Genomic DNA, 26,178 nt, shown 5'->3' on the forward strand with positions numbered 1-26,178 from the left:
TACCCCGAACACCCTGATCCGAGACTTACCGGAACGGGTTGGCGAGCCGAAAGGCGGACCAACCCGTTTTTTTTGGCATTTTTCAAATGAAATCAGGGGCCGTGGAACACGGACGGCTTTTTCGCGTTATCGCTTCGAACAGCCAGAAAGGTCTATCCATGTTGAAGCTCAGGACGTGCCTTGCCGCAGGCACTCTCTCCGTCGCCCTTGCCCTCACCTCGATCGTTCCCGCCCAGGCGATCACCTTCGCCCGCGTGCCGGTGCCAGAGGCGTCCTCTGTCGAAAAGGTCCAGTATCGCTATGATCGCCGCGAACGCCGGGCCGAGCGCCGGTGGCATGGACACCGCGGCTACCGGGACCGCCGGCCGGGCTATCGCCGCCATTCGGATGGCTGGTGGTATCCGCTGGCAGCCTTCGGTCTCGGCGCGGCAATCGGCGGCGCTCTCAGCAACGACCGCCAGGCCGGCGGCTCGCACGTAAACTGGTGCTCGAACCGCTACCGTTCCTACCGGGCCTACGACAACACGTTCCAGCCCAACTACGGGCCCCGCAAGGCTTGCATATCGCCCTATTCGCGATAAGCCGCATCACCACCGACGGGGCCCTTGAGGCCCCGTCATTCCTTTGATCCGCAACCCATCCAGCAATGTCCGGAAGCCGTCGACGGCACGCCTGGATGTCTCCTCGGGCTTTTCCGATTTCGCGATCCACAAAGCGGCATGGCTGCTCGCGCCATTGATCAGCCGCGCGGCCGCCTCCGTATCGATCTCGGCCATCACGCCATCCGCCTTGAGCTGCTCGATGCTGCGGCTGAGCGCGGCGATGCAGCCATTGTTGGTCGGCCATTGCGACACGTCGCCGAGCACGGCCGGCCCGTCGCGGAACATGATTCGCTGGATTTCCGGCTCCAGCGCCATCTCGATATAGGCGACGCATTCGGCGACAAACCCTTCCCACCGGTTCGCCGCCGCGGCTGAAATCCGGTTTAGCCGGGTCGTCATCTCGGCGTCGATCTCCTGGATGACCGCCTGCAGAAGCCCCTTCTTGTCACCGAAATGATGATAGAGCGCGCCGCGCGTCAGCCCCGCGCCCGCCGTGAAATCGTCCATCGACGCTTCGGCATAGCCCACCGTGCCGAAGGCGGCTCGTCCCGCGGCAATCAGCTTGGCGCGGGTTTCGGCGATCATTTCCTCGCGCGGCTTGCGCATGGCTTCTCCTTTTCACATACGCCGCGTATTTTATTTGACATACGTTCCGTATGCAACTATTTCTCCAACATACGCCACGTATGTAAGTGGTGGAACCGCCCGTTTACAGGAGCAGGCCATGTCCAATCCGTACAAAGAGATTTTCAGCGTACCGGGAACGCGCGGTTTTTCCGCCGCCGGTTTTCTTGCCCGCCTTCCCATCGCCATGGCGCCGATCGGCATTGTCGCCATGCTGTCGCAGACCCACGGCGAATACTGGCTTGCCGGCGCCGTATCTGCCACCTTCGCGCTCACCAACGCCCTCATCGCGCCGCAGGTCTCCCGCTTCGTCGACCGCTTCGGCCAGGCTGCGGTGCTGACGCCCGCGACCATCGTTTCCGTCATCGCCTTTCTCGCGCTGATCGCCAGCGCCAACCAGCGTTGGCCGGTCTGGACGCTGTTCGCTTCCGCCTTCCTCGCCGCCGCCATGCCCAGCATGCCCGCCATGCTGCGCGCCCGCTGGACAGATATCTTTCGCGATCGGCCGGAACTGAACACCGCCTTCGCCTTCGAATCGGCTGCGGACGAGCTGGTCTACATCGCCGGCGCCTCGCTCTCGGTCGGCCTTGCCGTGGCGCTCTTCCCCGAGGCCGGCATGCTGATCAGCACCGCCTTCCTGGCGGTCGGCACGCTCGCCTTCGTGCTGCAGCGGTCAACCGAACCCGCGATCCGCCACGTCGCCGGCAGCGCCCCGCAGAAATCGGCGATCCGCCTGCGTCCCGTGCAGATCATCACGCTCGCTCTCGTCTTCGTCGGCTCGACCTTCGCGACGGCCGAGGTCAGCGCCGTGGCGATCACCAAGGAACTCGGCCAGCCCAGCGCAGCGAGCCTCGTCATCGGCGTCTATGCTGTCGGCTCCTTCGCCGTCGGCCTCATCCTCGGCGCGCTGAACCCGAAGATGGCGCTCCAGAAGCAATTGATGATCGCCGTCTCCGTGCTGGCGCTCACCGCACTGCCGCTGCCCTTCGCCGGCACGGTGCCGCTGCTGGCCGTCGCCGTCTTCGCCAGCGGCATCGCCATCTCGCCGACCTTCATCACCGCCTTCGGCCTCGTCGAGCGCCGCGTGCCGGAAAGCATGCTGACGGAAGGCGTCACCTGGGTCACCACCGGCATCGGCATCGGCATGGCCCTCGGCGCCTTCGCTGCCGGCTGGGTGGTCGACAACTTCGGGGCGCAGAACGGCTTCTGGGTCTCCGTCGTGGCCGGCATCGCCACCGTCCTCACCATCACCCTCGGCCAGCGCACGCTAGCGGGCGAGGATTGCGACGACGGTGGCGTCTGCCCACTGCCGCAAGCCGCAGAATGACAAAAGCCCGGCGCGAGCCGGGCTTTTCGTATTCCGTTGATTGATATGCCGAAAATGTCCTCAGACGAGGCGGCTCTGTTCCAGCGCCGCTTCCACGAAGCTCGCGAAGAGTGGGTGCGGATCGAGCGGCCGGCTCTTCAGTTCCGGGTGGTACTGCACGCCGATGAACCACGGATGATCGGGATATTCGACCGTCTCCGGCAGCACGCCGTCCGGCGACATGCCGGAGAAGACGAGGCCGCAGCTCTCCAGCTTCTGCTTGTAATCGACATTCACCTCGTAGCGGTGACGGTGGCGCTCGGAAATCTCGGTCGAGCCGTAGATGTCGGCGATCTTCGTGCCGCCCTTCAGCGCAGCGCGATAGGCGCCGAGGCGCATCGTGCCGCCGAGATCGCCGGAAGCGGAACGCTTCTCCAGCTCGTTGCCCTTCACCCATTCCGTCATCAGGCCGACGACCGGCTCGGCTGTCTTGCCGAATTCGGTGGACGAGGCCTTCTCGATGCCAGCGAGGTTGCGGGCGGCTTCCACCACCGCCATCTGCATGCCGAAGCAGATGCCGAAATAGGGCACCTTGCGCTCGCGCGCAAAGCGCGCCGCATTGATCTTGCCTTCCGAGCCGCGCTCGCCGAAACCGCCAGGAACGAGAATGCCGTGCACCTTTTCGAGATAAGGCGCCGGGTCTTCCTTCTCGAAGACCTCCGATTCGATCCACTCCAGCTTGACCTTGACGTGGTTGGCAATGCCGCCGTGGTAGAGCGCCTCGATCAGCGATTTGTAGGCGTCCTTGAGACCGGTATACTTGCCGACGATGGCGATCGTCACCTCGCCTTCCGGCGTCTTGATGCGGTCGGAAACGGTCTGCCAGGCTTCGAGGCGCGGCTTGGGCGCCGGCTCGATGCCGAAGGCGGCGAGCACTTCGTCGTCGAGGCCTTCCTTGTGGTAGGCGAGTGGCACGTCGTAGATCGACGCCACGTCGAGCGCCTGGATTACCGCGGTCGGGCGTACGTTGCAGAACAGCGACAGCTTCTTGCGCTCGGCCTCCGGGATTTCGCGGTCGGCGCGCACCAGCAGGATGTCCGGGTGGATGCCCATCGCCTGCAACTCCTTGACGGAGTGCTGCGTCGGCTTGGTCTTGAGCTCGCCGGCGGCCGGGATATAAGGCATCAGCGTCAGGTGGACATAGACGGCCGTGCCGCGCGGCAGGTCGTTGCCGAGCTGGCGGATCGCCTCCATGAAGGGCATGGCTTCGATGTCGCCCACCGTGCCGCCGATCTCGCACAGCACGAAGTCGTAGTCGTCGTTGCCTTCGGTGACGAAGTTCTTGATCTCGTTGGTGACGTGCGGAATGACCTGCACGGTCGCGCCGAGATAGTCGCCGCGGCGTTCCTTGTCGATGATGTTCTTGTAGATGCGGCCGGTGGTGATGTTGTCGGTCTTGGTGGCCGAGCGACCGGTGAAGCGCTCGTAGTGACCGAGGTCGAGGTCGGTTTCCGCGCCGTCGTCGGTGACGAACACCTCGCCGTGCTGCGTCGGGCTCATCGTGCCCGGATCGACATTGAGGTAGGGGTCCAGCTTCCTGAGGCGCACGCGGTAGCCGCGGGCCTGAAGGAGAGCTCCGAGTGCAGCGGCCGCGATGCCTTTTCCGAGGGAAGAAACCACGCCGCCTGTGATGAATACATATCGCGCCATGGGAGTCACCGGATACCTTTTCAAAATCGATTGCGCCACCGAAAAATCACCTTGGGCGTGATTTCGGAAGTCGCAATCGGCGTTTTACACAGAAGAAGGCCGGTTGGTTTGAGCCAACCGGCCGGTTCGTTTTTGGTTCTTGCGGCTTACTGGCCGCTCGGGACGCCGGAGTTCTGCTCCGTGCCGGTCGCGCCGCCCGTCGTCCCGGTGCCCGTCGTCGTGGACGTGTTGCCGGTGCCGGTTGCAGCGCCGCCTTCGGTCGGAACGGCATCCGTGCCGGTCGTCGCGGGCGTCTGGTTGGTCGTGTTGTTCTGCGTGCCCTGGTTCTGCTGGCCGCCATTGGTCTGTTCGCCGCCGCCGAGCGCGTCGAGGACGCCGCCCGTGCCGGTCGTGCCCGGAATGCGGTCGAGAATGTCGGTCGGCTGCGTCTCGTAGCGGGCGTAGATGCCCATGCCGAGCGCCAGGACGAAGAACAGCGTGGCGAGGATCGCCGTCGTGCGCGTCAGGGCGTTGGCCGTGCCGCGCGCCGACATGAAGCCGGAGCCGCCGCCGATGCCGAGGCCGCCGCCTTCCGAGCGCTGGATCAGCACGACGCCGATCAGCGCGACGACGACCATGAGATAGATGACGAGCAAGATGGTCTGCATGTTTTCCAAGATCCCGGCCAGGCGGCCCAATTTTCAGGTTTGCGGCTCAATATACCAAGCCGTGCGCCATTCCAAGCCCTTACCCGTCAATCGGCCCGCCCTTTTGCGCAAAGGCGAGCCGTTCGGTCTCAGGCGGTCAGCGCTTCGTATGCGCGGTAGATGGCAAGGAAATCGTCCGATTTCAAGCTCGCCCCGCCGATCAGCGCGCCGTCGACATTGGCGACGCCCATCAGTTCCTGTGCATTGCCGGGCTTGACCGAGCCGCCGTAGAGGATGCGCATCTTCGCGCCCTCGCCGGCAAGGCGGGCTGTCAGCTCGGCGCGCATGAAGGCGTGGGCTTCCTCCACGTCCGCCGCCGTCGGCGTCAGCCCGGTGCCGATCGCCCAGACCGGCTCGTAGGCGATCACGGTGTTCTCGGCCGTCGCGCCGTCCGGCACGGAGCCGGCGAGCTGGGTCTTCAGCACGTCGAGCGTCTTGCCGGCCTTGCGCTCGTCGCCGGTCTCGCCGATGCACACGATCGCGACGAGGTCGTTCTGATGCGCGATCTCGGCCTTGGCGCGCACGAGCGCGTCGCTTTCCGCATGGTCCGTGCGGCGCTCGGAATGGCCGACGATGACATGGGTGCCGAAGCAGTCGGCGATCATCTCGGCGGAGACGTCGCCGGTATGGGCGCCGGACGCATTTTCATGGCAGTCCTGCGCGCCGATCTGGAGCGGGCTGTCGTCGCAGAGCGCGGTTGCCACGTAGAGCAGCGTCGCCGGCGGGCAGATCAGCGTCTCGACCTTTTCGGAGAGCGGTCCCTTCACCCCCTCGGCCATCGCCTTGATCTGGTCGAGCGATGCGCGCGTGCCGTTCATCTTCCAGTTTCCGGCAACGAGCGGTGTAACGTCCGGGGTCATGAGGCCTCTCCATCCACGAATATCGGTCGGCATGGGGCGTAGCAAATCGGCGCCGCCAAGAAAACAGGAAAAGCGGCGCTCCCCGCCCTCGCTACCGGGCAAACAGCCAGTTGAGCGTCTCGCGCCAGTCGGTCATGCGCACGGGCGTGCCGTGCCCGCCGGTCTGGAACAGCACGAAACGCGTCGGCACACCCGCCTTGCGCAGCCTGCGGAAAACGGCGATCTGGTCGTTGGCGGCATAGACGCTGTCGCTGTCGCCATGGGTGAAGAACACCGGCAGTTTCGCCTTGAAGGCCGGCGTCTTCGCATAGTCGCCATCCGCCGCCCCGCCCATCAGCACCATGCCCGAAAGGCTCTTCACGGCGGTCGCATCGCGCACCACGCGCGCGCAGATGAAGCTGCCCATCGAGGCGCAGGCGAGGATGACCGGCGCCTTCGGGGAAAGCGCCTTGGCGGTGAGGATGAGGCCGGAAACGCGCGCCGCGCCGGCATCGTCGAAGGAGGGCACGCTCGGCGCGTAGTAGACGCCGCCGTTCTGCACGGCGAGGTTCTTCAGCCGGTTGAAATTGCCCCCGAAGCTCCAGTCGTTGCTGCCGAGCCGCCGGTCGCCGCCGCGGCCGTGGATGAAGATGACGGTGAAGGCGGCCCCCTCGCCCTTGCCGGTCATGGCGACGTCGATTGGGCCGGCGGGCGTGTCGATCGTCACGTTCGCCTGGGCCCTCTTCACCGCCGTCGAGACATAGGCGGACTTCACCCGCCGCTCCGGCACCTGGTCGCGCCCGTTGATGTCGCGCAACTCCTGGTAATCGACCACGCGCAGCGCCTCGCCGTCGCTGGTCTCGACCACCTGGCCGTAGCCGAACAGCTCATCCTTCCAGGGCTTCAGCGTCAGCGCCGCGGCGTCCTGCGCGGCAAGGCCGGCGAAGATCGCGGCGAAAACCAGCCGGTAAAAGCAATGAACTGTGGACTGAGGCATGAACTGGCGCTCCCTTGCGGTGGCGATACTTGCCATCCGCCCGCGCGCAACGCAATCCTCCGCCATCGGTATCGCGCGTCCCGGCATCGCGAAAACCCACGGAATCTGGCAGAGTCGCCAGTGATTCGCCCCAGTGATTAGACGACGACCTATTTGTGCCATGCTCCCGATCCCGACGGATCGGCGGGAAGAACCGGCAAACGGAACAAACTCTGAACGGCCCATGCAAGACGACAACAACGACCTTTTCGCCAATATGCCTTCCGAACCCGTCCGGCAAACCGCCGCGCCGGAGGAAAAGCCCGTGACGGCCGCCCCCGCCCGCGAGGCGCGCCCTGCCCCGCCGAGCGAAGGCACCGGCGGCTACGACGCCTCGGCGATCCGCGTTCTGGAGGGCCTGGAGCCGGTGCGCATGCGTCCGGGCATGTATATCGGCGGCACGGACGAAAAGGCGCTGCACCACCTCTTCGCCGAAGTCATCGACAACTCGATGGACGAGGCGGTGGCCGGCCACGCCAATTTCATCGAGGTAAGCCTCGACGCGGACGGCTTCCTGACCGTCACCGACAACGGCCGCGGCATCCCGGTGGAAAACCACCCGCAGATGCCGGGAAAATCGACGCTCGAAGTCATCCTCACCGTGCTGCACGCCGGCGGCAAGTTCGACGGCAAGGCCTACGAGACCTCCGGCGGCCTGCACGGCGTCGGCGTCTCGGTCGTCAACGCCCTCTCCGACCATCTCGAAGTCGAGGTCGCGCGCAACAAGAAGCTTTATCGCCAGCGCTTTTCGCGCGGCAAGCCGGTCGGCGGCCTCGAAGAGCTCGGCGACGTGCACAACCGCCGCGGCACGAAGGTGCGCTTCCATCCCGATCCGGAAATCTTCGGCGCGCATGCTCGATTCGATCCGGCCCGCGTCTTCCGCATGGCCCGCTCCAAGGCCTATCTGTTCGGCGGCGTGGAAATCCGCTGGAACTGCGATCCGTCCTTGCTGCCCGAGGGATCGGAGACGCCGGAAAAGGCCGTCTTCCACTTCCCCGGCGGCCTGAAGGACTACCTGCAGGCCACCCTCGGCAAGGACTATACCGTCACCCGCGAGATCTTCGCCGGCAAGAGCGAGAAGGCCGGCGGCCACGGTTCGCTGGAATGGGCCGTCACCTGGTACGGCGGCGATTCGCTGATCCATTCCTATTGCAACACCATCCCGACGGCCGATGGCGGCACGCATGAGGCGGGCCTGCGCATCGCCCTCACCAAGGGCCTCAAGAACTATGCCGAGCTGACGCAGAACAAGCGCGCCGCGGCCATCACCACCGACGACGTGATGATCTCGGCCGTCGGCATGCTCTCCGTCTTCATCCGCGAGCCGGAATTCGTCGGCCAGACGAAGGACAAGCTCGCCTCCGTCGAGGCCCAGCGCATCGTCGAGAACGCCCTGCGCGATCCCTTCGACCACTACCTTGCCGACAATCCCGGCGAGGCGGCCAAGCTGCTGGAATGGGTGATAGAGCGCGCGGAAGAGCGCCTGCGCCGCCGCAAGGAGAAGGAAGTCAGCCGCAAGACGGCCGTGCGCAAGCTTCGGCTTCCCGGCAAGCTTGCCGACTGCTCGCAGAACTCCGCCGAGGGCGCCGAACTCTTCATCGTCGAGGGCGATTCGGCCGGCGGCTCGGCCAAGCAGGCGCGCAACCGCGCCAACCAGGCGATCCTGCCGCTGCGCGGAAAGATCCTCAACGTCGCCAGCGCCGGCCGCGAGAAGCTCGGCGCCAACCAGCAGATTTCCGATCTCGTGCAGGCGCTCGGCTGCGGCACACGCGCGAAATACCGCGAGGAGGATCTTCGTTACGAGCGCGTCGTCGTGATGACCGATGCGGACGTCGACGGCGCGCATATCGCCTCGCTGCTCATCACCTTCTTCTATCAGGAGATGCCGGACCTCATCCGCGGCGGCCATCTCTATCTCGCCGTGCCGCCGCTCTACCGCATCAGCCAGGGCGGCAAGACGCTCTATGCGCGCGACGACCAGCACCGCGAGGAGCTGATGCGCACGGAGTTTTCCGGCCGCGGCAAGGTCGAGATCGGCCGCTTCAAGGGTCTCGGCGAGATGCTGCCGGCGCAGCTCAAGGAAACGACGATGGATCCCACCAAGCGCACGCTGCTCAAGGTAGCGATCGACGACGTCGATTTCGAGGGCACCCGCACGGCCGTCGACGACCTGATGGGGACCAAGCCGGAAGCCCGCTTCCGCTTCATCCAGGAGCGCGCCGTCTTCGCCGACAACCTCGACATCTGAGGGATCATACGCCTTATTTTCGCGGCATTGCCGGCCTCTAAACGGGGCCATTCGAAGCGGAAGGGACGGCCATGAAAGCTGCGCTCATCGTCATGACGATCATGGGCTGCGACGACAGCGCGACCCAGTGCCATTACATCGACACAGCCAACCAGAGCTGGCAAACTGTGGCGCTCTGCGACGCGCAGGCCGAGACCTATATCAACCGTCACCAGAACAAGAACTATCCCGTCATCGTTGCCGTCTGCGAAAGCTCCGGCGACCGCATGACGGCCGAGGTGACGGAACCCGATCCGGAAAAGACCCCGGCCGACACCACGGCTCAGGCAGGCGTTCCGGTCCCGGTCGAAACGCCGGAGGAAAAGCGGGGCCTTGCCGCCCGCACGCTGAGCTTCGTCAAGAAAGCGATCCCCGACGCCGCCTCCCTCAAGGCCGCCGTCACCACGCCGGTGCGTTATGCCGAGGACGGCTATTCCTGGGTCGTGAAGCGCTTCGCAAACTAGGGCTGGGCCTGGTTGGGAACAGCTTCAAACCACCCCCGACGTCATCCTCGGGCTTGACCCGAGGATCCATGCTTCACGCCCGACCATGACGAGGAAAAGTCCTGTCAGGCCGCTTCCCGCGAGGCGATGAGCGCATAGCTGCGCGCCGTCTGGCGCTGCTCGGCGATGGCAAGCCGCTCGACCAGTTCCAGCATGGACTGGCAGGACGCGTTGCCGGTCTGCCGCGCGCGGGAGAGCAGGCGCTCGGAAACCGAGAGCAGGTCGTCCCCGCTCTTCGCCTCGCGCCGCCAGAGCATCGTCGCCTCGGCGAAGAGCGCGCTGATATCGCGACCGAGGCCGGCCGTCTCATAAAGCGCTCTCACTGCCGCCTCGCGGCCGTCGGACAGGATGGAGCGGACGCGCGTCGTCGCCTGCCCCGAAAGATTGGTGATGGCGGCGGCGAAGAACTCGACGCGGCCGGTGCAGAGCGCATGCATGAGGAAGACCGGCGTCAGCCGTCCGGTGAGCCGCAGATGCTCGACCAGCGCCGGCATCTCCGCGGCCGTCACCTCTCCCACCATGCCGATCGTCGCGACATCGCAGGCTTCGCGCGTGATGCGTTCGACGCGGCCGGAGCCGACGGCCGCCTGGATGAGCCCGAAGCCCGCCAGCGCCGTACCGATCTTCTCGACGAGCGCATGGCGCGCATCGCTCGGCAGGTCGTCGCGGTCGAGCAGCAGCGCACGGATTTCCGCGTCGTGGCCGAGCCGGTCGGCAATGCGCGTCAGGCTGCGGCGGGAGATTGCGGCGCCCTCGTTTTCGAGCAGGACGAGCACGTCGGCCACATCGCCGATTTCCGCGAGCGCCGCCGAAACGGGCCGCGAGACGAAGGCGCGATGCGCGATCAGCATGCGCGTCACGTCACTGCCCTTGGCGGCAATATCCACGAGGTCGGCATCGGTCAGCAGCGACGAACGCAGGAGGATGTGAGCGGCGATTTCCGGCTGGTCCTCGGCAAGCGGCAGGATGACGGCGCGCGGCGCATCCTCGCAATCGGCCAACGCCTCGGCCAGCGCCAGCCGCACCTTCGGGGCCGGATCGTCGAGCAGGAAGATCATCGCCATTTCGGCCGCATGCCGGTCCTCGGCCGCGATCCGCGACCGGGCGTAAGCCCGCGCCAGAACGCTGGCGGCCTTCGCCCTGTCGGCGGCCCGCGCGGTCTCGACCCAACGGAGAAATGCATGAACGATCAATGGACGCCCCAAACGCCTGAAAACGCTACTGGCATCAGGCTAGCGCCAAAGTGTTTAAGATTGGTTCACCATGTCCGTTAACCCGCTGGTGATTACGCTTTCGGGCGCATCATGGCGAAGACATCCGCCCCGCCATCGCTGTAGTCCATATAGCCCATCCGCCCGAGCGGGCGGGCGACCGCCATGTCGAGCAGTCCGTCGCGGATGATCTCCGGGCTGATATGGATGCCGACGACCTGGCCGAACACCACCCAGTTGCCCGATTCGCGCCCGTCGACATCGACCGGCCGCAGGATCTGCGTCATCCGGCATTCCAGCGCGGCATAGGCTTCGCCCACATAGGGCGCATCGACGAGACGGCCGGTGACTGCCGTCAGCTTGGCGATGTCGAACTCGTCGACCCCATGCGGCACGGCGACCGAGCTTGCATTCATCTGAGACGCCAGATGCCGGCTCGCCAGCGAGCAGGTGAAGACGCCGGTTTCCTCGATGTTCGTCACACTGTCCTTGTGCCCGCTCGAGGAGAACATTACGAGCTTTGGCCTGTCGCTGACCGCGTTGAAGAACGAGTAGGGCGATAGGTTCCGCCGCCCGTCCGCCGCTTTCGTACCGATCCACCCGATCGGACGCGGCGCGACGATCGCCTTGAACGGATCGTGCTTCAGGCCGTGGGCATTCGCGCCCGTCTCGTAGAACAGCGCGTCAGGCGTCATCGCCCACCCATGTGACGATTTCGGAAAGCTCCGGGCGCGGCCGTTCGGTCGGCGGCACGGTGGGCGTTCCGATATGGATGAAGCCGGCGACTTTCTCGCCTTCGCCGACGCCGAGGATCGCATAGGCGCGCTGGTCGAAGGCGTACCATTCGGTCAGCCAGTTCGAGGCAAAGCCATGCGCGTTCGCCGCCATGACGAGGTTGAGGCAGACGGCGCCGGCGGACATCACCTGCTCCCATTCCGGGATCTTGAAATGCGGCGCGGCGCGGCTGACGACGGCGACCACCACCGGCGCGCGGGTAAGTCGCGTGTTCTCCACCTTAACCATCTCGTCGGAAAGGTCCGGCTTGTCGGCCATCGCGATCTTCGCCAGTGCTTCGCTGATGCGCCGGCGCTCCTCGCCGCGATAGACGATGAAGCGCCAAGGGGCGAGCTTGCCGTGATCGGGCACGCGCGAGGCGAGCGTCAGCATCTCCTCCACCTCCTCCTTCGAGGGGCCGGGCTCGCCCATCTGGAAGGCAGGGATCGACCGGCGGGTCGAAAGATAATCGATCAGCTTGATTTCGGTTTTCATCGGGAGGGAGTTCCAATACCTTGGCCGCGGACGCGGCCTTGAAAATGCCATTAGCCGGGTCTTCAAGTGGAGCCTTACAGTCAGGAAGTCAACCATTCCATGCGCATGCGTATTCGCCCCGCCATTGCCGCAAGCCTCGCCGCGGCGAGCCTTGCCTTGTCGTTCGCACCGGCCGGCGCGCAGGATACCGTTGAGAGCTTTTCGCAGGCCACCACGCCGCTGAAGGGCGGCAAGATCACCTCCTTCAACCCCATCATCACCGGCGAGGCGACGCCGACCAACCTGCGCGACGTCACCTGCGAGGCGCTGCTGACCAAGGACGGCCAGCCGATGCAGCACGGCCTGACCTGGCGCGTCTTCTCGCCCATCCCCGGCGCCGACGGCAAGCTGCCGCTGCTCGCCACCTCCGAGGGCGGCTCGGCGGCCTTCCAGCTCGTGCCCGGCGAATATTTCGTCAATGTCGCCTTCGGCCGGGCCGGCGCCACAAAGAAGCTCGTGGTGCCCGGCGAAGGCACTGTCGACAAGCAGGTAATGGTGCTCGATGCCGGCGGCATCATGCTGAACGCCGTGTCGGGCTCCGACGTGCGCATCCCGCCGAAGGAGCTGAGCTTTTCCGTCTATGCCGCGGAAGTGCGCGAGGACGGCGAGCGCAACCTCGTCATGGACAAGGTGAAGCCGAATTCCGTCGTGCGCCTCAATGCCGGCACCTACCATGTCGTGTCCGACTACGGCACGGTCAACGCCGTCATCCGCGCCGACATCCAGGTCGAGGCCGGCAAGCTGACGCGCGCGACGATCCAGCACCGCGCCGCCAAGCTGACGCTCAAGCTCGTCTCCGAGCCCGGCGGCGAGGCGATCGCCGATACCGCCTGGTCGATCCTCACCTCCTCGGGCGATACGGTCTCCGAAAGCGTCGGCGCCTTCCCCACGCTGGTTCTGGCGGAAGGCAGCTACATCGCCATCGCCCGCAACAAGAACAAGATCTACCAGCGCGACTTCCAGGTGAAGGCCGGCGTCAATACCGATGTCGAGGTGCTGCTCGACGAGAAGGCGAACGAGCAGAAGGCCGCCGCCGAGGACGTCGTCGACTAGCCCGCCCTGCGAAGAAACGGCTTGCGCCCCGGCGCCATGGCGAAGACGGCCTCGTAGAGGCGCGCCGTGATGTTCTTGCGGTCGCCCGCATCCAGCGCCGCCCAGGGGATGACGCCGCCGATGCGCGCCGCGATGGTCGAGCCGGACAGCCGGCGGAACTCGCGGATCAGCAGCGACAGCCGCAGCGTCAGCGAGACCTTGCTGGCAAGGTGGAAGAGCCGCCCGTTCTGCCCCTCGAAATAGACCGGGATGACGCTCGCCTGCGCCGCCTGGATGAGCTTTGCCGGAAACATCTTCCACGGCAGGTCCTCCGCCCGGCCGAAGACCTTCTTCGCCGTCGCCACGCCGCCCGCCGGAAACACGATCACCGTCGTGCCCTCCTTCAAGAGCCGCACCGCCTCGGCCCGCGTCCTCATGTTGAGTGCCAGCGCCTCCTTCGTCTCCTCGAAGGAAACCGGCAGCGCATAGGGCCGCATTTCCGGCACTTTCAGCAGGTCGTTATGGATCAGCACCTTGAACGGCCGGCCGAGCTGCTCGGCGAGCGCCAGCACCGCGATGCCGTCGCCGATGCCGAACGGATGGTTGGCGACGATGACGACCGGGCCTTCCGGCAGGTCCGGCGGCGGCCAGGCGCCCTCGACGCGAAGGCGCACGTCGATGAGGTCGAGCATGTCGCCGAAGACCCGCGCGCTGGTTCCGACGATGGAGGTGCGCCAGGTGGCGTAGAGCCGCGCGTAGCGGTCACGCCCGGCAAGGCCTTCCATGGAGCGGATGAACCATCGTTTGAGGCGCGGGTCGTTCTCGTTGGCGTAGGACAGTTCCCTGAACCGCACGGCAGTCCCCAAAATAAAGATCCCGCACTGGCTAGCACGGGATCATTACAGTTTTCAGACAGTCGCGACGGCCGTCAGGCCTTGCCGAGCTTGCGCTTCAAATCCGGCGGCATGGCTTCGAGCGACAGCGTCTCGATCGCCTCGTCCAGCGACATCGCCGTCTGGTTCTGCGAACCGAGGCGGCGGATGTTGACGGAGCGTTCCTCCGCCTCGCGCTTGCCGCAGACGATGATGACCGGCACCTTGGTCACCGAATGCTCGCGGACCTTGTAGTTGATCTTCTCGTTGCGCACGTCGACCTCGACGGTCATGCCGGCCTCGCGCAGCTTGTCGGCCACCTCGCGGGCATAGTCGTCCGCCTCGGAGGTGATGGTCGCCACGACCACCTGCATCGGCGCGATCCACAGCGGCATGTGGCCGGCGAAGTTCTCGATGAGAATGCCGAGGAAACGCTCCATCGAGCCGCAGATGGCGCGGTGGATCATCACCGGCTGGCGCTTTTCCGAGGCCTGGTCGATGTAGAAGGCGCCGAACCGCTCCGGCAGGTTGAAGTCGACCTGCGTCGTGCCGCATTGCCATTCGCGGCCGATGGCGTCCTTCAGCGTGTATTCGAACTTCGGCCCGTAGAACGCGCCCTCGCCCGGCAGGATGCCCGTCTTGATGTTGTTCGACTGCTGCTGGATCGTGTTCAGCACCTCCGTCATCACGCCCTCGGCGCGATCCCAGAGATCGTCCGAGCCGACGCGCTTGTCCGGCCGGGTGGAGAGCTTGATGGTGATCTCCTCGAAGCCGAAATCCTTGTAGACCGAGAGGATGAGGTCGTTGATGCGCAGGCATTCCGCCGCCATCTGCTCGTCGGTGCAGAAGACATGCGCATCGTCCTGCGTGAAGCCGCGCACGCGCATCAGGCCGTGCAGCGCGCCCGAGGGTTCGTAGCGATGCACGTTGCCGAATTCCGCAAGGCGGACAGGCAGTTCGCGATAGGACTTCAAGCCATGCTTGAAGATCTGCACATGGCCCGGGCAGTTCATCGGCTTCAGCGCGAAGACGCGCTCGTCGTCGGTCTCGTCGCCGGCGACGGTCACCTTGAACATATTGTCGCGATACCAGCCCCAGTGGCCGGAGGTCTCCCAGAGCGACTTGTCGAGCACCTGCGGCGCGTTCACCTCCTCATAGGTGCCCGCGAGACGCCGACGCATATAGGCGACGAGCGTCTGGAACATGCGCCAGCCCTTGCCGTGCCAGAAGACGACGCCCGGCCCTTCCTCCTGGAAATGGAAGAGGTCCATCTCGCGCCCGAGCCGGCGATGGTCGCGCTTCTCGGCCTCGGCGAGGATGTTGAGATAGGTGTCGAGCTCCTCCTGCGTGCGCCAGGCGGTGCCGTAGATGCGCGTCAGCATGGGATTGTTCGAATCGCCGCGCCAATAGGCGCCGGCGACCTTCATCAGCTTGAAGGCCGTGCCGATCTGGCCGGTCGCGGCCATGTGCGGCCCGCGACACAGGTCGAACCAGTCGCCCTGGTAGTAGATCTTGAGGTCCTGCCCCGCCGGGATCGCATCGACCAGTTCGACCTTGTAGGCCTCGCCCTTGGCGGAGAACACCTCCTTCGCCTTGTCGCGCGACCAGATTTCCTTGGTGAACGGCTTGTTGCGCTGGATGATCTCCTTCATGCGCTTTTCGATGACAGGCAGATCGTCGGGCGTGAAGGGCTCGTCCTTGGCGAAGTCGTAGTAGAAGCCGTTGTCGATGACCGGGCCGATGGTGACCTGCGTGCCGGGCCAAAGCTCCTGCACGGCCTCGGCCATCACATGGGCGGCGTCGTGGCGGATCAGTTCCAGCGCGCGCTCATCCTCGCGGGTGACGATCTCGATCCGCCCGTTGGAAACGGGATCGGAGAGATCGCGCAGCTCGCCGTCGAGCGCAATCGCGATCGCCTTCTTGGCCAGCGACTTGGAAATCGCCTCGGCCACATCACGCCCCGTCGAGCCCGCGGGATATTCGCGGACGGAGCCATCGGGAAAAGTCAGGGAAACAGGTGCAGACATAAGGAATCTCCTATCCAGTCCCGCCAACGAATGCGGGTGGTATGCGAGGGTAAAGGCCGGATGCGCCGGCGCGTAGCGCGTGCGGTATACGGGGAAATCGGGGGGATTGGAAGGGAGAGAATCGTTAGCAAATGCTATGCGGACTTTCTATTGTTGCCAGCATTAAGTATGCATGTCGGGAAATCGCAACGTGCGAGATTCAGGCAGCGAAAAGCACACCTTGTGTTAACTCGTTTTTTTGAGATTTCCATGATCAGAGAAATAAAAATCCAAGATTGGAAAAGCTATAAATTAGCATCCATTCCATTTGATCAATTAACGGTGCTAATTGGTACAAATGCTAGTGGAAAATCCAATGCTCTCGATGCATTAGAGTTCTTATCCCGTGTTTCGGCTGCAGCAGATATCAACTCGGCAATTGTAGGCGATTCTAATACTGTAAACATACGCGGCGGACTGGAATGGGCAACTTTTGAACAAGGAAAAACATTTAAAATAACCGTAATTGCCAGTGGCGAAGATGAAAAGACTGATTACGAGTATAGCATTTCCATTGCAGTAGAAGGAAATAGTGCTGAACTTGAAAGTGAAGAACTTGTAAGAATAAAATATCAGGGACAATCCGAAAGAAGATTAAGGCTTTTTTGGACAGATGACCCAGATATTGGCGCACCCGGAATTATGGCGCGATTATATAATACGAAATCTGGCACGAAGCGCCCCATGCGCAGAAACCTGTCAATTTTATCTCAATTGGAAATCTATGAACTTAGAGAAGAAATAGATGTTGGAGTTAAGCACGTTATATCAAGTATACGTTCAATTTTTATTTTAGATCCAAACCCAGCATCCATGAGAACTTACTCCAGGCCATCGGAGAAACTTTTCAGAGACGGATCAAATATTGCTGGTGTGCTATCTGCTCTACCGAAAGATAGAAAAGAAAAAGTAGAAGCAACCATTTCTAAGTACGCAGCAAAGATACCTGAAAAAGATATAACGCGTGTTTGGGCAGAGACAGTGGACAGACATCACGTAGACGCGATGTTATACTGCACAGAAAGGTGGAACGAAAAATCTGCTTTGGAGATGGACGCCAGGGGAATGTCTGACGGCACTTTGCGATTTATCTCCGTTATTGTTGCACTTCTCACGCAACCGGAGGGATCTCTTATTGTCGTGGAGGAGATTGACAACGGTTTGCATCCATCGCGTGCGGTCGATCTTCTATCTGCCATCCGCGAAATCGGAACTGAACGCAAGATTGACCTTCTTATTACGACTCACAACGTTGCGCTGCTTGATGCTCTTCCGCCAGGTGTCCTGCGATCGGTAGCAGTTGCAACTCGCAACATTACGACTGGCGCCAGCGAGATAACTATTTTGAATGATCTTCCTCACCTTGCACGTTTGGTTGCTGACGGAAGCCTTGGTCAGCTAGCCGCACAGGGAAAGATTGAAAGCTTTATTAAGGAACAGGACGAAAATGCCTGAGCTCGTCGGCGTGGTAGATACGGGTGTTCTTTGTTGCTGGCTGGAGGTCCCGGGAAAGGAAACGGCCGGTTCTGGTGATCAAAGATGGGACAATGCGCGCGCGAACCGTCAGATAGACGAGGTCATAAACCGTTCTGGAACGCTAATACTTCCACTTTCAGTAGTGATTGAAACTGCAAATCATATATCACAAGCATGTCACTCTCGGCGATCAAAAGCGGAGCAGCTTTTTAATCGTGTAGTAGCATCTCTCAACGGGACGCACCCGTGGAAGCAATTCCTAGAGCCAGATAGGCTCTGGAACAAAGAATGGTATAATAGAGCTCAAGCCCAATGGCCAGATTATGCTGATCGGCGCATAGGACTAGCTGATTACTCCATTGCAGACATATCCAAGTACTTTTTCGAGCTAGGGTCAGAAGTAATTACATTAACCGCGGACCAAGCGCTAGCTGCAGAAGTGGGACACCTAACACACCCGCCAGTGTTGCGCAGACGCCAGCGCTTATAGATTTTTCGCCCAAATTTCCCCGCCCCCAAAACCTCCCGTATCCTGAACCTCCTCCCGCCGCTGGACGGATCGCGTAACGTGTCGATGCGGGCGGGAGGAGGCGCTTTCGTTTTCTGCCGTAACGTGCGGCAGGGGCGAGAGAGGCGAGGAGCGCTGCGGGGGCGAACGTCTCCGTCGTGACAGGCTTCCCCCTTCCCCGAGGTCTGCGGGGTCGGTTTGGGTCCGCCATGCAAGCGTTGCCGGCGCATGACCCCGAAAAGTGCGAAGCGGTTTTCGGACAAGGCTCGTGCAGCGAAGCAGCTCCCCGCCTGAAGGAGACCGGACCGCCTCCGAAGAACGCCTGGGCCGCGCGAAAGCGAAGCCACCACATACATCAAAGAGAGGCAACGCTTTCGCGCGGTTCTCCGGACAGTTTCCCTAATCCCGCCGGATCCCCGCAGGCGGATTTGGCGCGCCCGCGCGAAGGCGGACGGGCGCAGAAAGGAGAGCGTGATGGAAGATCAGAGGCTTCCCGAGGACAAGAAACTGCAAAGGGAGGCGCGGCGGCTCCAGCCGTTCTTTCGCGAGGCGGCCACGTTTGCCGGCCTGCACCTCGCCTGCCGCCTGCCGAAATGCCGGCGGGCGAAACGCTGCACCGGCTGCTGGCCGGCCGAGGAGATCGCCACCACCCATTACAAGAAGTTTCCGCCCTGCGTGATGAGCAACGAAACCCAGAGCGAACTCAACCACGCGACGATGGTGCTCGGCGAGCGCCAGCGCCAGGAATACCTCGCCGCCGGCTACACCCAGGAGGACTTCGACCGATGGGAGGCCGAGGAGGAAGCGGAGATCGAAGCGGAGGAGCAGGCCGAAGCGCTCGCCCTCAGCCGAGCATCGCGCAAAGGCCGTTGACGGTGTTGGCGTTGCGCAGCGTGCCGATGCCGAGCTTCTTCGTCGTCAGGTGCGACAGCAGCTTCGTCTCGCTCGGCTTGCGGGAAAAATCGACCCACAGGTCGCCGTCGACCAGCGCGAGGCGGATGTCCGGCGCGGCGATGGCTTCGAGCCTTGCCAGCGCATCCGGCCCGAGCGGCCGGCGCATGACGCGAATGCCGACATCCGGGCCGTTGCCGTCGGGAAACGGATTTTTGGCGGCAAGGCGGCGGAAGGCATCTTCGGTGCGCAGGACGATATCGACATGTTTTCCGAACCGCGTGCGGAAAGCCGCTTCCAGCCGCGCCTCGATATCGGCGGGCGGCGCCGCGTCGCCGTCGAAGACCAGGTTGCCGGTCGCGACCAGCGTGCGGGTGTTGCGAAAGCCGAGCTCTTCCGCCATCGCCCTCAGATCCGCCATCACCAGCCTTTTGCCGGGGCCGAGCACGATCGAGTGGAGCAGGCCGACATATGTCGTCATTGCCAGTAGGCCCTCGCCTCGGGCGGCAGGCGCGCCAGTCCGCGCTCGAAGGCGTCGGGGTCGACATGGCGGCGCAGCGCGGCGGCGACATCGGCGATGGACGATGCGGGAGAGACGTTGTGATCGCCCCGGAAGGCCAGCACCTCGCGGGTCAGCGCCGCGCGGTCGGCAAATGGCTGGACGGGCGCGCCCGCATCCCAGTTGGACACGAAGATGGCGCGCAGCACCGGCGGCAGCAGGTCCGCGAAGGCAAGCGCCTCGGCGATATGAAGGCGGCGGCGGAACACGGTCAGCACCGCCTCCACCATCGTATAGGCCTGGTTGGTCGTCTGCAGCATGGCAATGTCGCGTGCGTCGATGAGGAAGGCGTCGAAATCGCGGGAGGCCTGGCGGTAGGACATGGGCACGGTCACGGCATCACCCCTTCGCGGCCCTGGAGACGCGCCACAGCCGCCACGGCGCCCACCATCGGAACCGGCTGTCCAGCACCTCCGGCACGGGATCGAAGCCATGCGTGCCGCCCGGCCCGCAGCGCGCGACGCGGAACAGCGCCATGAATCCCCCCCGCCAAAGCCCATGCCGCGCCACCGCCTCGTAGCCATATTCCGAGCAAGTCGGCAGGTGCCGGCAGGAGTTGCCGATGAAGCCGGAGAGCGTCAGCTGGTAGAGGCGGATGAACCCCATGCCGAACAGCCGCCCCGGCGTCTTGCGGAACGGGCCGTTCCAGTTGCGCCCCTTGTAGGCGCGGCGCGGGGCGGCGTGGCGGCAGTCGGGGGCGTCACACATCGGAAGGCCCCGCCCTCGAAGGGAAGGCTTGCCGCGCCATACCCCCCTCTGCCCCGCCGGGCATCTCCCCCACAAGGAGGGAGCTATCCCCTATGGCGGAGCGTTGCGGTTTTCCCCTTCTCCCCAGCGGGGAGAAGGTGGCCCGAAGGGTCGGATGAGGGGGCACGCGGCCGCAAACATCACCCCTTGCCTTCGGCACCCCCTCATCCGCCTGCCGGCACCTTCTCCCCGGCGGGGAGAAGGGAACCAGCGGCGATGGATTCACTCCATATGCAATTGCCCTGTCCCTGTGGGGGAGATGCCCGGCGGGGCAGAGGGGGGTGGCCGCTCCGGCAAACACCACCCTCACCCTGCCTTTTCCAGGCGCTTCGCCTCGATCTGGCCGATGGCGTCCACCACCGCGTCGAAGGTCAGCATGGTGGAGGCGTGGCGGGCCTTGTAGTCCTTGACGGGTTTCAGGAAGCGCATGTCCTCGAAGCGGCCCGTCGGCCCCTCGCCGTCGGCCTTCAGCATGGCGAGCATGTCCTCGCGCGCCTGCCGGATTTCGCCGACACTCGCGCCGACGATGTGGCGCGCCATGACCGAGGACGACGCCTGGCCGAGCGCGCAGGCCTTCACCTCGTGCGCGAAATCGCTGACGCGGTCGCCGTCGAGCTTGAGATACACCTTCACCCGCGAGCCGCAGAGCTTGGAATGGGCGCCCGCCTCGCCGTCCGCATCCGCCAGCGTGCCGATGCGCGGGATGTTGCCGGCGAACTCGAGGATACGGCTGTTATAGATATCGTCCATCATGGTTCCGTTTTCCGCGTATTTTGCGGAATCTTCAATGATCCGAGGAGATTATTCCGGCATCGTCGGTAAAAAAGCATGCCGTGTCGCCTTCCGCCTCTTTCGCAGTCGTCGGTCGATACTATATGATAACTCGTATTGGGGTGAGGGTTTTACAATATGTGAACGCTCACCTGTTGTTTGGGAAACCGTGCCGGACGGTCAGCGCACTGTTAAGCGAAGACCCGAAAGCCCCGGAGCCCGCCAACGGAACCCAAGCCTGCAGGGTTAGGCGAATGGCCAGTGGCGAGTCCGATAAACACGTCAGGTAACCTGCAGAAAGGTCAATGGGTCCATGGACGCCATAGTCACCAATTTTCCGCGCATCGACGACCAGTCGGACCGCCCCTCCCAGAAGGAGGCGGAAGAGGCCGTTCGCGTGCTGTTGCGCTGGGCGGGCGATGATCCGCAGCGCGAAGGCCTGCTCGATACCCCTGCCCGCGTCGCCAAGTCCTATCGCGAACTGTTCTCCGGCTACGACCTTGCCGCCGAGGACGTTCTCGGCCGCACCTTCGAGGAGGTCGCCGGCTATGACGACATGGTGCTGGTGAAGGACATCCCGTTCTTCTCGCATTGCGAGCACCACATGGTGCCGATCATCGGCAAGGCGCATGTCGCATACCTGCCGAACGGCCGGGTGCTGGGCCTTTCCAAGATCGCCCGCGTGGTGGAAATCTTCGGCCGCCGCCTGCAAACGCAGGAGACGATGACCGCGCAGATCGCCCGCTCGATCGACGAGACCCTGAACCCGCGCGGCGTCGCCGTGATGATCGAGGCCGAGCATATGTGCATGGCCATGCGCGGCATCCAGAAACAGGGCTCGACAACGCTCACCACCACCTTTACCGGTGCCTTCAAGACCGAGCCGACCGAACAGGTCCGGTTCATGACGATGATCCGGAGCTAGGCGAAAGCCGGCTCCCGCAAGAGAGCCGAGCGCCATGCCGATCACCTTCCAAGCCCCCTCCAAGGACAAGGCCGAACTCGAAACGGGCGCGGCCTTCACCCCACGCTTCGACGAGAACGGCCTCGTCACCGCCGTCGTGACCGATGTGAAGGACGGCGAGCTGCTGATGGTCGCCCACATGAACGCGCAATCGCTGGCGCTGACCATCGAGACCGGCATCGCCCACTACTGGAGCCGCTCGCGCAAGGCGCTGTGGAAGAAGGGCGAGACCTCCGGCAACCTGCAGACCGTCGTCGAGCTTCGCACGGATTGCGACCAGGACGCCGTATGGCTGAAGGTCTCGGTCGCCGGCCACGACGCGACCTGCCACACCGGCCGCCGCTCCTGCTTCTACCGCACCGTTTCCAACGGTCCCGATGGCGCGGTGCTGGCGATCACCGGCGGCGAGCCGCAATTCGATCCAGCGGCGATCTACAGCAAAAATTAAGCATCCCGGCAATTTGCGTCCCATTTCGGCACGGATTCACCGTTTGGCAACCGGTCGGGACGCCTAATGCCTTGCATGGCGGCCTGTATCCCCGCCATGCGGATCAGGACATGGAACCCCATCGCTCGCATGCGTCTCAGCCGGTTTCCCACGCCACCTCCAGCGAGGCGACGATCCTGCGGGCAAGCGCCCTCCTCCAGCGTCGACCGGCGGAGAATGCGCCTTCCGGGCGAATTCTCGCCGCGCAAGTTCCCCGCGTCACACACTGCGACTATCCTTTCATCTATCGTGTTGCCGAGGGTCCAGAGGTGGCGGAACCGTTTGCCTCACCGCGAATTCCTCTTGGAAATGGAGGTTCGGAATGCTGAACTGGAGTTTCAATCGTAGTCTCGTAACGGCGGATGCATCGGATCCTGGCGGACCTTCCATGAACGACATGTCCCATATTCCCGCGCCGGCCACGCCGCGCAAATCCAAGATCGCACTGGCGCTCGGCGGCGGTGCCGCCCGAGGCTGGGCCCATATCGGCGTTCTCAGGGCGCTGGACGAGGAAGGCATCGAGATCGGCATGATCGCGGGCACCTCGATCGGCGCGCTGGTCGGCGGCTGTTATCTTGCCGGCAAGCTGGACGAACTGGAGACCTTCGCCCGTTCGCTCACCATGCGCCGCATCGCCAGCCTGCTCGACTTCACCATCCGCGGCTCCGGCCTCTTCGGCGGCATGCGGCTGACCAAGCGCATGCAGGAGCATCTGGAAAACCTCTCCATCGAGGATCTCGACCGCCCGTTCGTCGCGGTGGCGACGGAGGTCAACAGCGGCCACGAGGTGTGGATCACAAGCGGCACGCTGATCACCGCGCTGCGCGCTTCCTATGCCCTGCCGGGCATCTTCGAGCCGATCAAGTGCAACAACCGCACGCTGGTCGACGGCGCGCTGGTGAACCCGGTCCCCGTTTCGGTCTGCCGGGCCCATGAGGAGCCGCTGGTGGTCGCCGTCAACCTCAACTACGACCTCTACGGCCGCTCCGCCGTGATCAAGCTCAATGCCGGCCCGCAGAAGATCGAGGAGCCCCGGCAGGAAGACGGCGCCGCGCGCCTCGGCCTCACCAGCGTGATGGTGCAGTCCTTCAACATCATCCAGGACCGCATTTCGCGGGCGCGCCTTGCCGGCGATCCGCCGGACCTCTCGCTGCATCCCAAGCTGTCGGATATCGGGCTCTCGGAATTCCATCGCGCGGGCGAATCGATCGACCGCGGCTACCTTGAAGCCAAGGCGCGCATTGCCGAGATCAAGCGCATGCAGGAGATGGTGATGGCGCGCTGAATGGCGGGCATCCTCATGACAAGGCGGCGGGCGGGACGATGAAGATCGTTCCGCCCGAAACCGTTCAGGTTGCCAGGATTAGCTGGAGATATAGGCCTTGATCGCGTCGGCTTCGTGCTGGATGGCACGGATGTGGGATTTCACCACGTCGCCGATCGAGACGATGCCGACGAGGCGCCCGTCCTTTTCCACCGGGATATGGCGGGCACGCAGCTTGCTCATCATTTCCATGAGTTCGTTGACGCCCTGGTCTTCTTCGCAGCGATAGACGTTGCCCCACATGATGGAGGAAATGGGCTTGTCCAGGCATTCGGCCCCGTTGCGGGCCACGGCGGCCACGATGTCGCGCTCGGTCACAATGCCCGCGATGCGGTCGTTGCGATCGACGATGACAATGGCGCCGATATGGTTTTCATGAAGATAGACGGCAGCCTGTTTTACGGTGAGCTGCGGACCGCCGGTCACGACGTTGCGGCCTTTTTCGTCCAGTATCGTCTTTACATACATGCGTACCTCCCGTGTGCATCATGACGCTGAGAGGCGGGACATCCGCGCAGGGATGCCCTGCCAGTACATGGGCAACATCCGCTTTCCTCCTTGAGGATGCCGCCTGTTCCGGTGTGCATGTGCGAACCGGAACACGCTTATGGTGCGCCACGAAGGAGGCGATTGCAAGACCGCTAATGGACTATCGTTAATCGCGGCGGCTTTCGGCGCTTGCGACGTCGAAGAGCGGGAAAAAGAGGAAACCGAAAAGGAAACCGCCGATATGCGCTTCCCAGGCGATCGCGCCGCCGGAGACCGAACCGAAGATCTGGCCGAAGCCGATGAGGAAGTTGGTGAGGAACCAGATGCCCGAAAACACCAGCACGGACCGGTTGGAAAGTGCCTCGGGAATGGTTAGCCGCCGGTTGAGATGGGCGAACTGCCGGCTGATGCGCCCGCTCGGCGAGAACACGAAGCGGGCCGCCGCGCCCATCAGGCCGGAAACGACGCCGGAAGCGCCGACGACGAGGATCATCTCGCCCCAGTGCAGTGCTGTGTGAAAGGCCACGGCCGCGGCGGCGCAAAGACACCAGAACAGGAAGAAGCGGAGAAGGCCGATGCGGCGCACGACGGGCGCGCCGAAAGCGACCATCCAGAAAGCGTTGAACACCAGATGCTCCCAGCCGCCATGCAGCAGCGAATAGGTGACCGGGCTCCAGAGCCAGCCGTAATCCTGTTCTGCGAAGGGAATGATGTAGCGCCCCGGTATGAACCCGAAGTGCAGCAGCACGAACTCGTCGGTCGGAACCGACAGGAGATAGGTGCGCACGATATGGATGAGGGTCAGCAGGCCGAGCACGAAGACAAGGCTTCCCGGCAGGTTGAAGGCCGGTTCCCGCTTGCGGACCTCGGGCCCGCCCCCTTCAACGCCAATGCCGTCGTTACGCATACCGAACCACCAAACTCTTCAAAAACAGAATCGCGCTTATACAGACAAAAGAAAGGCCGTGCAGCTTTCGCCGACGGCCAGTGCCCCCAATCCCCGGGGCTGAAATCGATGTGCAGTAAACCATTCCCTCGTGAAGGGATGCCCGGATGTTCCCCCAAGCCGGCCAGACGCGCAATCGAAACCAATCGTTAACCTTAATATCGCGCTGGCATGAAACTCGCTCCACCTATCAAGAATGCCCCGTGCGCCGTGCCTTTCGTGCCGCAACGGAACAGAAACGATTGGAAGACGAGCATGCAGACGAAAGCCGCGACGGCTCTTTACGATTATTGGACACGCCAGCGCGGCGAGCGCACCGTGCCGTTGCGAAGCACCATAGAGCCCGCAGACATCGCACCGATCCTCCCCGATATTTTCATTCTGGAAAGCGGGCGGATGCATGCATCGCGCTTTCGCCTCGCCGGCACGCGCTTTTGCGCGCAGTTCGGGCGGGAGTTGAAGGGCATGGATTTCGACGCGCTTTTTGCACCCGACCAGCGCAGCCGCGTTGCGCGGATCGCCGAGAACGTCATGACGCAGGCCGCGCCGGCGATCCTCGATATCCAACTCGTCGATGGCACGCTGGATACGACCGACGCGGAAATCGTGCTGCTGCCGCTGGCGACCAAGGGCAAGGCCGCCGATCGCATCATCGGCGCCTTCGCTCCCCTGCCCGGCCAGCGCCAGCCGCTGTCGGCCTTCCGTTATGCCACGCTGAGCGGGCTGTCGGTCGTCGATCCCGAACGCCCCCAGGAGCCGGCCGGCAACCGGCCGTCGATCGCCATGCCCACCTCCGTCATGGCCGTGCGGCCGGCGGGCTTCGGCCAGACGGTAAGCCGGGTCATGCACCTTCGCATCTTCGAGGGCGGACGGAAGATAGGCAATGCGCGCGAGGGTTAGATCGAAAGGACAACTCGAAAACCGGAACCGCAAT

The 26,178-nt window shown here is 63.7% G+C and carries 28 protein-coding genes; 12 read left to right on the forward strand and 16 right to left on the reverse strand.

The features are described 5' to 3' along the window. Positions 1 to 158 precede the first annotated feature (158 nt). Entirely contained in the window at positions 159 to 581 is a 423-nt protein-coding gene (locus tag Q9316_RS09355; protein WP_306034902.1) for a BA14K family protein, read from the forward strand. A gap of 6 nt (positions 582 to 587) precedes the next feature. On the opposite strand, the gene Q9316_RS09360 is transcribed toward Q9316_RS09355, so the two are convergent. Further along, complete coding sequence (locus Q9316_RS09360; protein WP_306034903.1) at positions 588 to 1,208, reverse strand: TetR/AcrR family transcriptional regulator; 621 nt, start codon at positions 1,206 to 1,208, stop codon at positions 588 to 590. A gap of 118 nt (positions 1,209 to 1,326) precedes the next feature. On the opposite strand from Q9316_RS09360, the gene Q9316_RS09365 reads away from it, so the two are divergent. Further along, positions 1,327 to 2,553 carry an MFS transporter gene (locus tag Q9316_RS09365; protein ID WP_306034904.1) on the forward strand — a complete coding sequence of 409 codons (1,227 nt, stop codon included), beginning with the start codon at positions 1,327 to 1,329 and terminating at the stop codon, positions 2,551 to 2,553. Positions 2,554 to 2,613: 60 nt separating this feature from the next. On the opposite strand, the gene Q9316_RS09370 is transcribed toward Q9316_RS09365, so the two are convergent. The 4 genes from Q9316_RS09370 to Q9316_RS09385 all read right to left on the reverse strand — a co-directional run bounded on the left by Q9316_RS09370 (position 2,614) and on the right by Q9316_RS09385 (position 6,764). Beyond that, positions 2,614 to 4,242 (reverse strand): CTP synthase, encoded by a 1,629-nt coding sequence (locus Q9316_RS09370; RefSeq protein ID WP_306034905.1) that lies wholly within the window; start codon positions 4,240 to 4,242, stop codon positions 2,614 to 2,616. Positions 4,243 to 4,388: 146 nt separating this feature from the next. Next, positions 4,389 to 4,889 (reverse strand): preprotein translocase subunit SecG, encoded by a 501-nt coding sequence (gene secG / locus Q9316_RS09375; protein WP_306034906.1) that lies wholly within the window; start codon positions 4,887 to 4,889, stop codon positions 4,389 to 4,391. A 128-nt stretch (positions 4,890 to 5,017) separates the two neighbouring features. Then, positions 5,018 to 5,788, reverse strand: coding sequence for a triose-phosphate isomerase (gene tpiA, locus Q9316_RS09380; RefSeq protein WP_306034907.1), 771 nt, complete (start codon positions 5,786 to 5,788; stop codon positions 5,018 to 5,020). Positions 5,789 to 5,879: 91 nt separating this feature from the next. Next, positions 5,880 to 6,764 carry an alpha/beta hydrolase gene (locus Q9316_RS09385; protein ID WP_306034908.1) on the reverse strand — a complete coding sequence of 295 codons (885 nt, stop codon included), beginning with the start codon at positions 6,762 to 6,764 and terminating at the stop codon, positions 5,880 to 5,882. Between Q9316_RS09385 and Q9316_RS09390 the strand changes: the two genes are divergently transcribed. The 3 genes from Q9316_RS09390 to Q9316_RS09400 all read left to right on the forward strand — a co-directional run bounded on the left by Q9316_RS09390 (position 6,763) and on the right by Q9316_RS09400 (position 9,554). After that, positions 6,763 to 6,888, forward strand: coding sequence for a hypothetical protein (locus Q9316_RS09390; protein WP_306034909.1), 126 nt, complete (start codon positions 6,763 to 6,765; stop codon positions 6,886 to 6,888). The two genes, Q9316_RS09385 and Q9316_RS09390, sit on opposite strands and share 2 nt — an antisense overlap. Positions 6,889 to 6,987: 99 nt before the next feature. Further along, positions 6,988 to 9,051 (forward strand): DNA topoisomerase IV subunit B, encoded by a 2,064-nt coding sequence (parE, locus tag Q9316_RS09395; protein ID WP_306034910.1) that lies wholly within the window; start codon positions 6,988 to 6,990, stop codon positions 9,049 to 9,051. A 71-nt stretch (positions 9,052 to 9,122) separates the two neighbouring features. Further along, positions 9,123 to 9,554 carry a hypothetical protein gene (locus Q9316_RS09400; RefSeq protein WP_306034911.1) on the forward strand — a complete coding sequence of 144 codons (432 nt, stop codon included), beginning with the start codon at positions 9,123 to 9,125 and terminating at the stop codon, positions 9,552 to 9,554. Positions 9,555 to 9,658: 104 nt separating this feature from the next. Here the strand turns inward: Q9316_RS09400 and Q9316_RS09405 are convergent, their stop codons facing one another. The 3 genes from Q9316_RS09405 to Q9316_RS09415 all read right to left on the reverse strand — a co-directional run bounded on the left by Q9316_RS09405 (position 9,659) and on the right by Q9316_RS09415 (position 12,073). Next, positions 9,659 to 10,786: a DUF2336 domain-containing protein gene (locus tag Q9316_RS09405; protein WP_306034912.1), complete on the reverse strand. Its 1,128-nt coding sequence runs from the start codon at positions 10,784 to 10,786 to the stop codon at positions 9,659 to 9,661. A gap of 92 nt (positions 10,787 to 10,878) precedes the next feature. Then, a complete protein-coding gene (locus Q9316_RS09410; protein WP_306035259.1) occupies positions 10,879 to 11,484 on the reverse strand; it encodes a flavin reductase family protein in 606 nt (201 codons plus the stop codon). Positions 11,485 to 11,488: 4 nt separating this feature from the next. Further along, the gene (locus Q9316_RS09415) at positions 11,489 to 12,073 is read right to left on the reverse strand and encodes a nitroreductase family protein (RefSeq protein ID WP_306034913.1); all 585 of its coding nucleotides are present in this window, start codon (positions 12,071 to 12,073) and stop codon (positions 11,489 to 11,491) included. A gap of 105 nt (positions 12,074 to 12,178) precedes the next feature. Between Q9316_RS09415 and Q9316_RS09420 the strand changes: the two genes are divergently transcribed. Next, positions 12,179 to 13,165 (forward strand): hypothetical protein, encoded by a 987-nt coding sequence (locus tag Q9316_RS09420; RefSeq protein WP_371877997.1) that lies wholly within the window; start codon positions 12,179 to 12,181, stop codon positions 13,163 to 13,165. Here Q9316_RS09420 and Q9316_RS09425 read toward each other — a convergent pair. Together Q9316_RS09425 and thrS are read right to left on the reverse strand one after the other, a co-directional pair. Continuing rightward, on the reverse strand, positions 13,162 to 13,998 hold the full coding sequence (locus Q9316_RS09425; protein ID WP_306034915.1) for a lysophospholipid acyltransferase family protein: 837 nt from the start codon (positions 13,996 to 13,998) through the stop codon (positions 13,162 to 13,164). The genes Q9316_RS09420 and Q9316_RS09425 overlap by 4 nt on opposite strands. 74 nt (positions 13,999 to 14,072) lie before the next feature. After that, positions 14,073 to 16,043: a threonine--tRNA ligase gene (gene thrS / locus Q9316_RS09430; RefSeq protein ID WP_306034916.1), complete on the reverse strand. Its 1,971-nt coding sequence runs from the start codon at positions 16,041 to 16,043 to the stop codon at positions 14,073 to 14,075. A 249-nt stretch (positions 16,044 to 16,292) separates the two neighbouring features. Between thrS and Q9316_RS09435 the strand changes: the two genes are divergently transcribed. Both Q9316_RS09435 and Q9316_RS09440 read left to right on the forward strand, forming a co-directional pair. Next, positions 16,293 to 17,537: an AAA family ATPase gene (locus Q9316_RS09435; RefSeq protein WP_306034917.1), complete on the forward strand. Its 1,245-nt coding sequence runs from the start codon at positions 16,293 to 16,295 to the stop codon at positions 17,535 to 17,537. 1,003 nt (positions 17,538 to 18,540) lie between these two features. After that, positions 18,541 to 18,939, forward strand: a complete 399-nt coding sequence (locus Q9316_RS09440; RefSeq protein WP_306034918.1) for a hypothetical protein — start codon at positions 18,541 to 18,543, stop codon at positions 18,937 to 18,939. Here the strand turns inward: Q9316_RS09440 and Q9316_RS09445 are convergent. The 4 genes from Q9316_RS09445 to Q9316_RS09460 all read right to left on the reverse strand — a co-directional run bounded on the left by Q9316_RS09445 (position 18,911) and on the right by Q9316_RS09460 (position 21,016). After that, a complete protein-coding gene (locus Q9316_RS09445) occupies positions 18,911 to 19,438 on the reverse strand; it encodes a DUF1697 domain-containing protein (RefSeq protein ID WP_306034919.1) in 528 nt (175 codons plus the stop codon). The two genes, Q9316_RS09440 and Q9316_RS09445, sit on opposite strands and share 29 nt — an antisense overlap. After that, complete coding sequence (locus tag Q9316_RS09450; RefSeq protein WP_306035260.1) at positions 19,435 to 19,839, reverse strand: DUF2267 domain-containing protein; 405 nt, start codon at positions 19,837 to 19,839, stop codon at positions 19,435 to 19,437. Before Q9316_RS09450 ends, Q9316_RS09445 begins: the two co-directional genes overlap by 4 nt. 16 nt (positions 19,840 to 19,855) lie before the next feature. Then, complete coding sequence (yidD, locus tag Q9316_RS09455; RefSeq protein WP_306034920.1) at positions 19,856 to 20,224, reverse strand: membrane protein insertion efficiency factor YidD; 369 nt, start codon at positions 20,222 to 20,224, stop codon at positions 19,856 to 19,858. Positions 20,225 to 20,569: 345 nt separating this feature from the next. Further along, positions 20,570 to 21,016, reverse strand: a complete 447-nt coding sequence (locus Q9316_RS09460; protein WP_306034921.1) for an iron-sulfur cluster assembly scaffold protein — start codon at positions 21,014 to 21,016, stop codon at positions 20,570 to 20,572. A 331-nt stretch (positions 21,017 to 21,347) separates the two neighbouring features. On the opposite strand from Q9316_RS09460, the gene folE reads away from it, so the two are divergent. The 3 genes from folE (at position 21,348) to Q9316_RS09475 (ending at position 23,770) form a co-directional block, all read left to right on the forward strand. Beyond that, positions 21,348 to 21,959: a GTP cyclohydrolase I FolE gene (folE, locus tag Q9316_RS09465; protein WP_306034922.1), complete on the forward strand. Its 612-nt coding sequence runs from the start codon at positions 21,348 to 21,350 to the stop codon at positions 21,957 to 21,959. Positions 21,960 to 21,993: 34 nt separating this feature from the next. Further along, a complete protein-coding gene (gene hisI / locus Q9316_RS09470; RefSeq protein WP_306034923.1) occupies positions 21,994 to 22,446 on the forward strand; it encodes a phosphoribosyl-AMP cyclohydrolase in 453 nt (150 codons plus the stop codon). A 361-nt stretch (positions 22,447 to 22,807) separates the two neighbouring features. Then, positions 22,808 to 23,770 (forward strand): patatin-like phospholipase family protein, encoded by a 963-nt coding sequence (locus Q9316_RS09475; protein ID WP_306034924.1) that lies wholly within the window; start codon positions 22,808 to 22,810, stop codon positions 23,768 to 23,770. Between the two features lie 78 nt (positions 23,771 to 23,848). Here Q9316_RS09475 and Q9316_RS09480 read toward each other — a convergent pair whose 3' ends face one another. Both Q9316_RS09480 and Q9316_RS09485 read right to left on the reverse strand, forming a co-directional pair. Then, the gene (locus tag Q9316_RS09480) at positions 23,849 to 24,277 is read right to left on the reverse strand and encodes a CBS domain-containing protein (RefSeq protein WP_306034925.1); all 429 of its coding nucleotides are present in this window, start codon (positions 24,275 to 24,277) and stop codon (positions 23,849 to 23,851) included. 187 nt (positions 24,278 to 24,464) lie between these two features. After that, positions 24,465 to 25,205, reverse strand: a complete 741-nt coding sequence (locus tag Q9316_RS09485; protein ID WP_306034926.1) for a rhomboid family intramembrane serine protease — start codon at positions 25,203 to 25,205, stop codon at positions 24,465 to 24,467. A 294-nt stretch (positions 25,206 to 25,499) separates the two neighbouring features. On the opposite strand from Q9316_RS09485, the gene Q9316_RS09490 reads away from it, so the two are divergent. Continuing rightward, positions 25,500 to 26,144, forward strand: a complete 645-nt coding sequence (locus tag Q9316_RS09490) for a PAS domain-containing protein (protein ID WP_306034927.1) — start codon at positions 25,500 to 25,502, stop codon at positions 26,142 to 26,144. Positions 26,145 to 26,178 lie beyond the last annotated feature (34 nt).

This window comes from Shinella zoogloeoides (assembly GCF_030733845.1).
Lineage (GTDB): Bacteria > Pseudomonadota > Alphaproteobacteria > Rhizobiales > Rhizobiaceae > Shinella > Shinella zoogloeoides_C.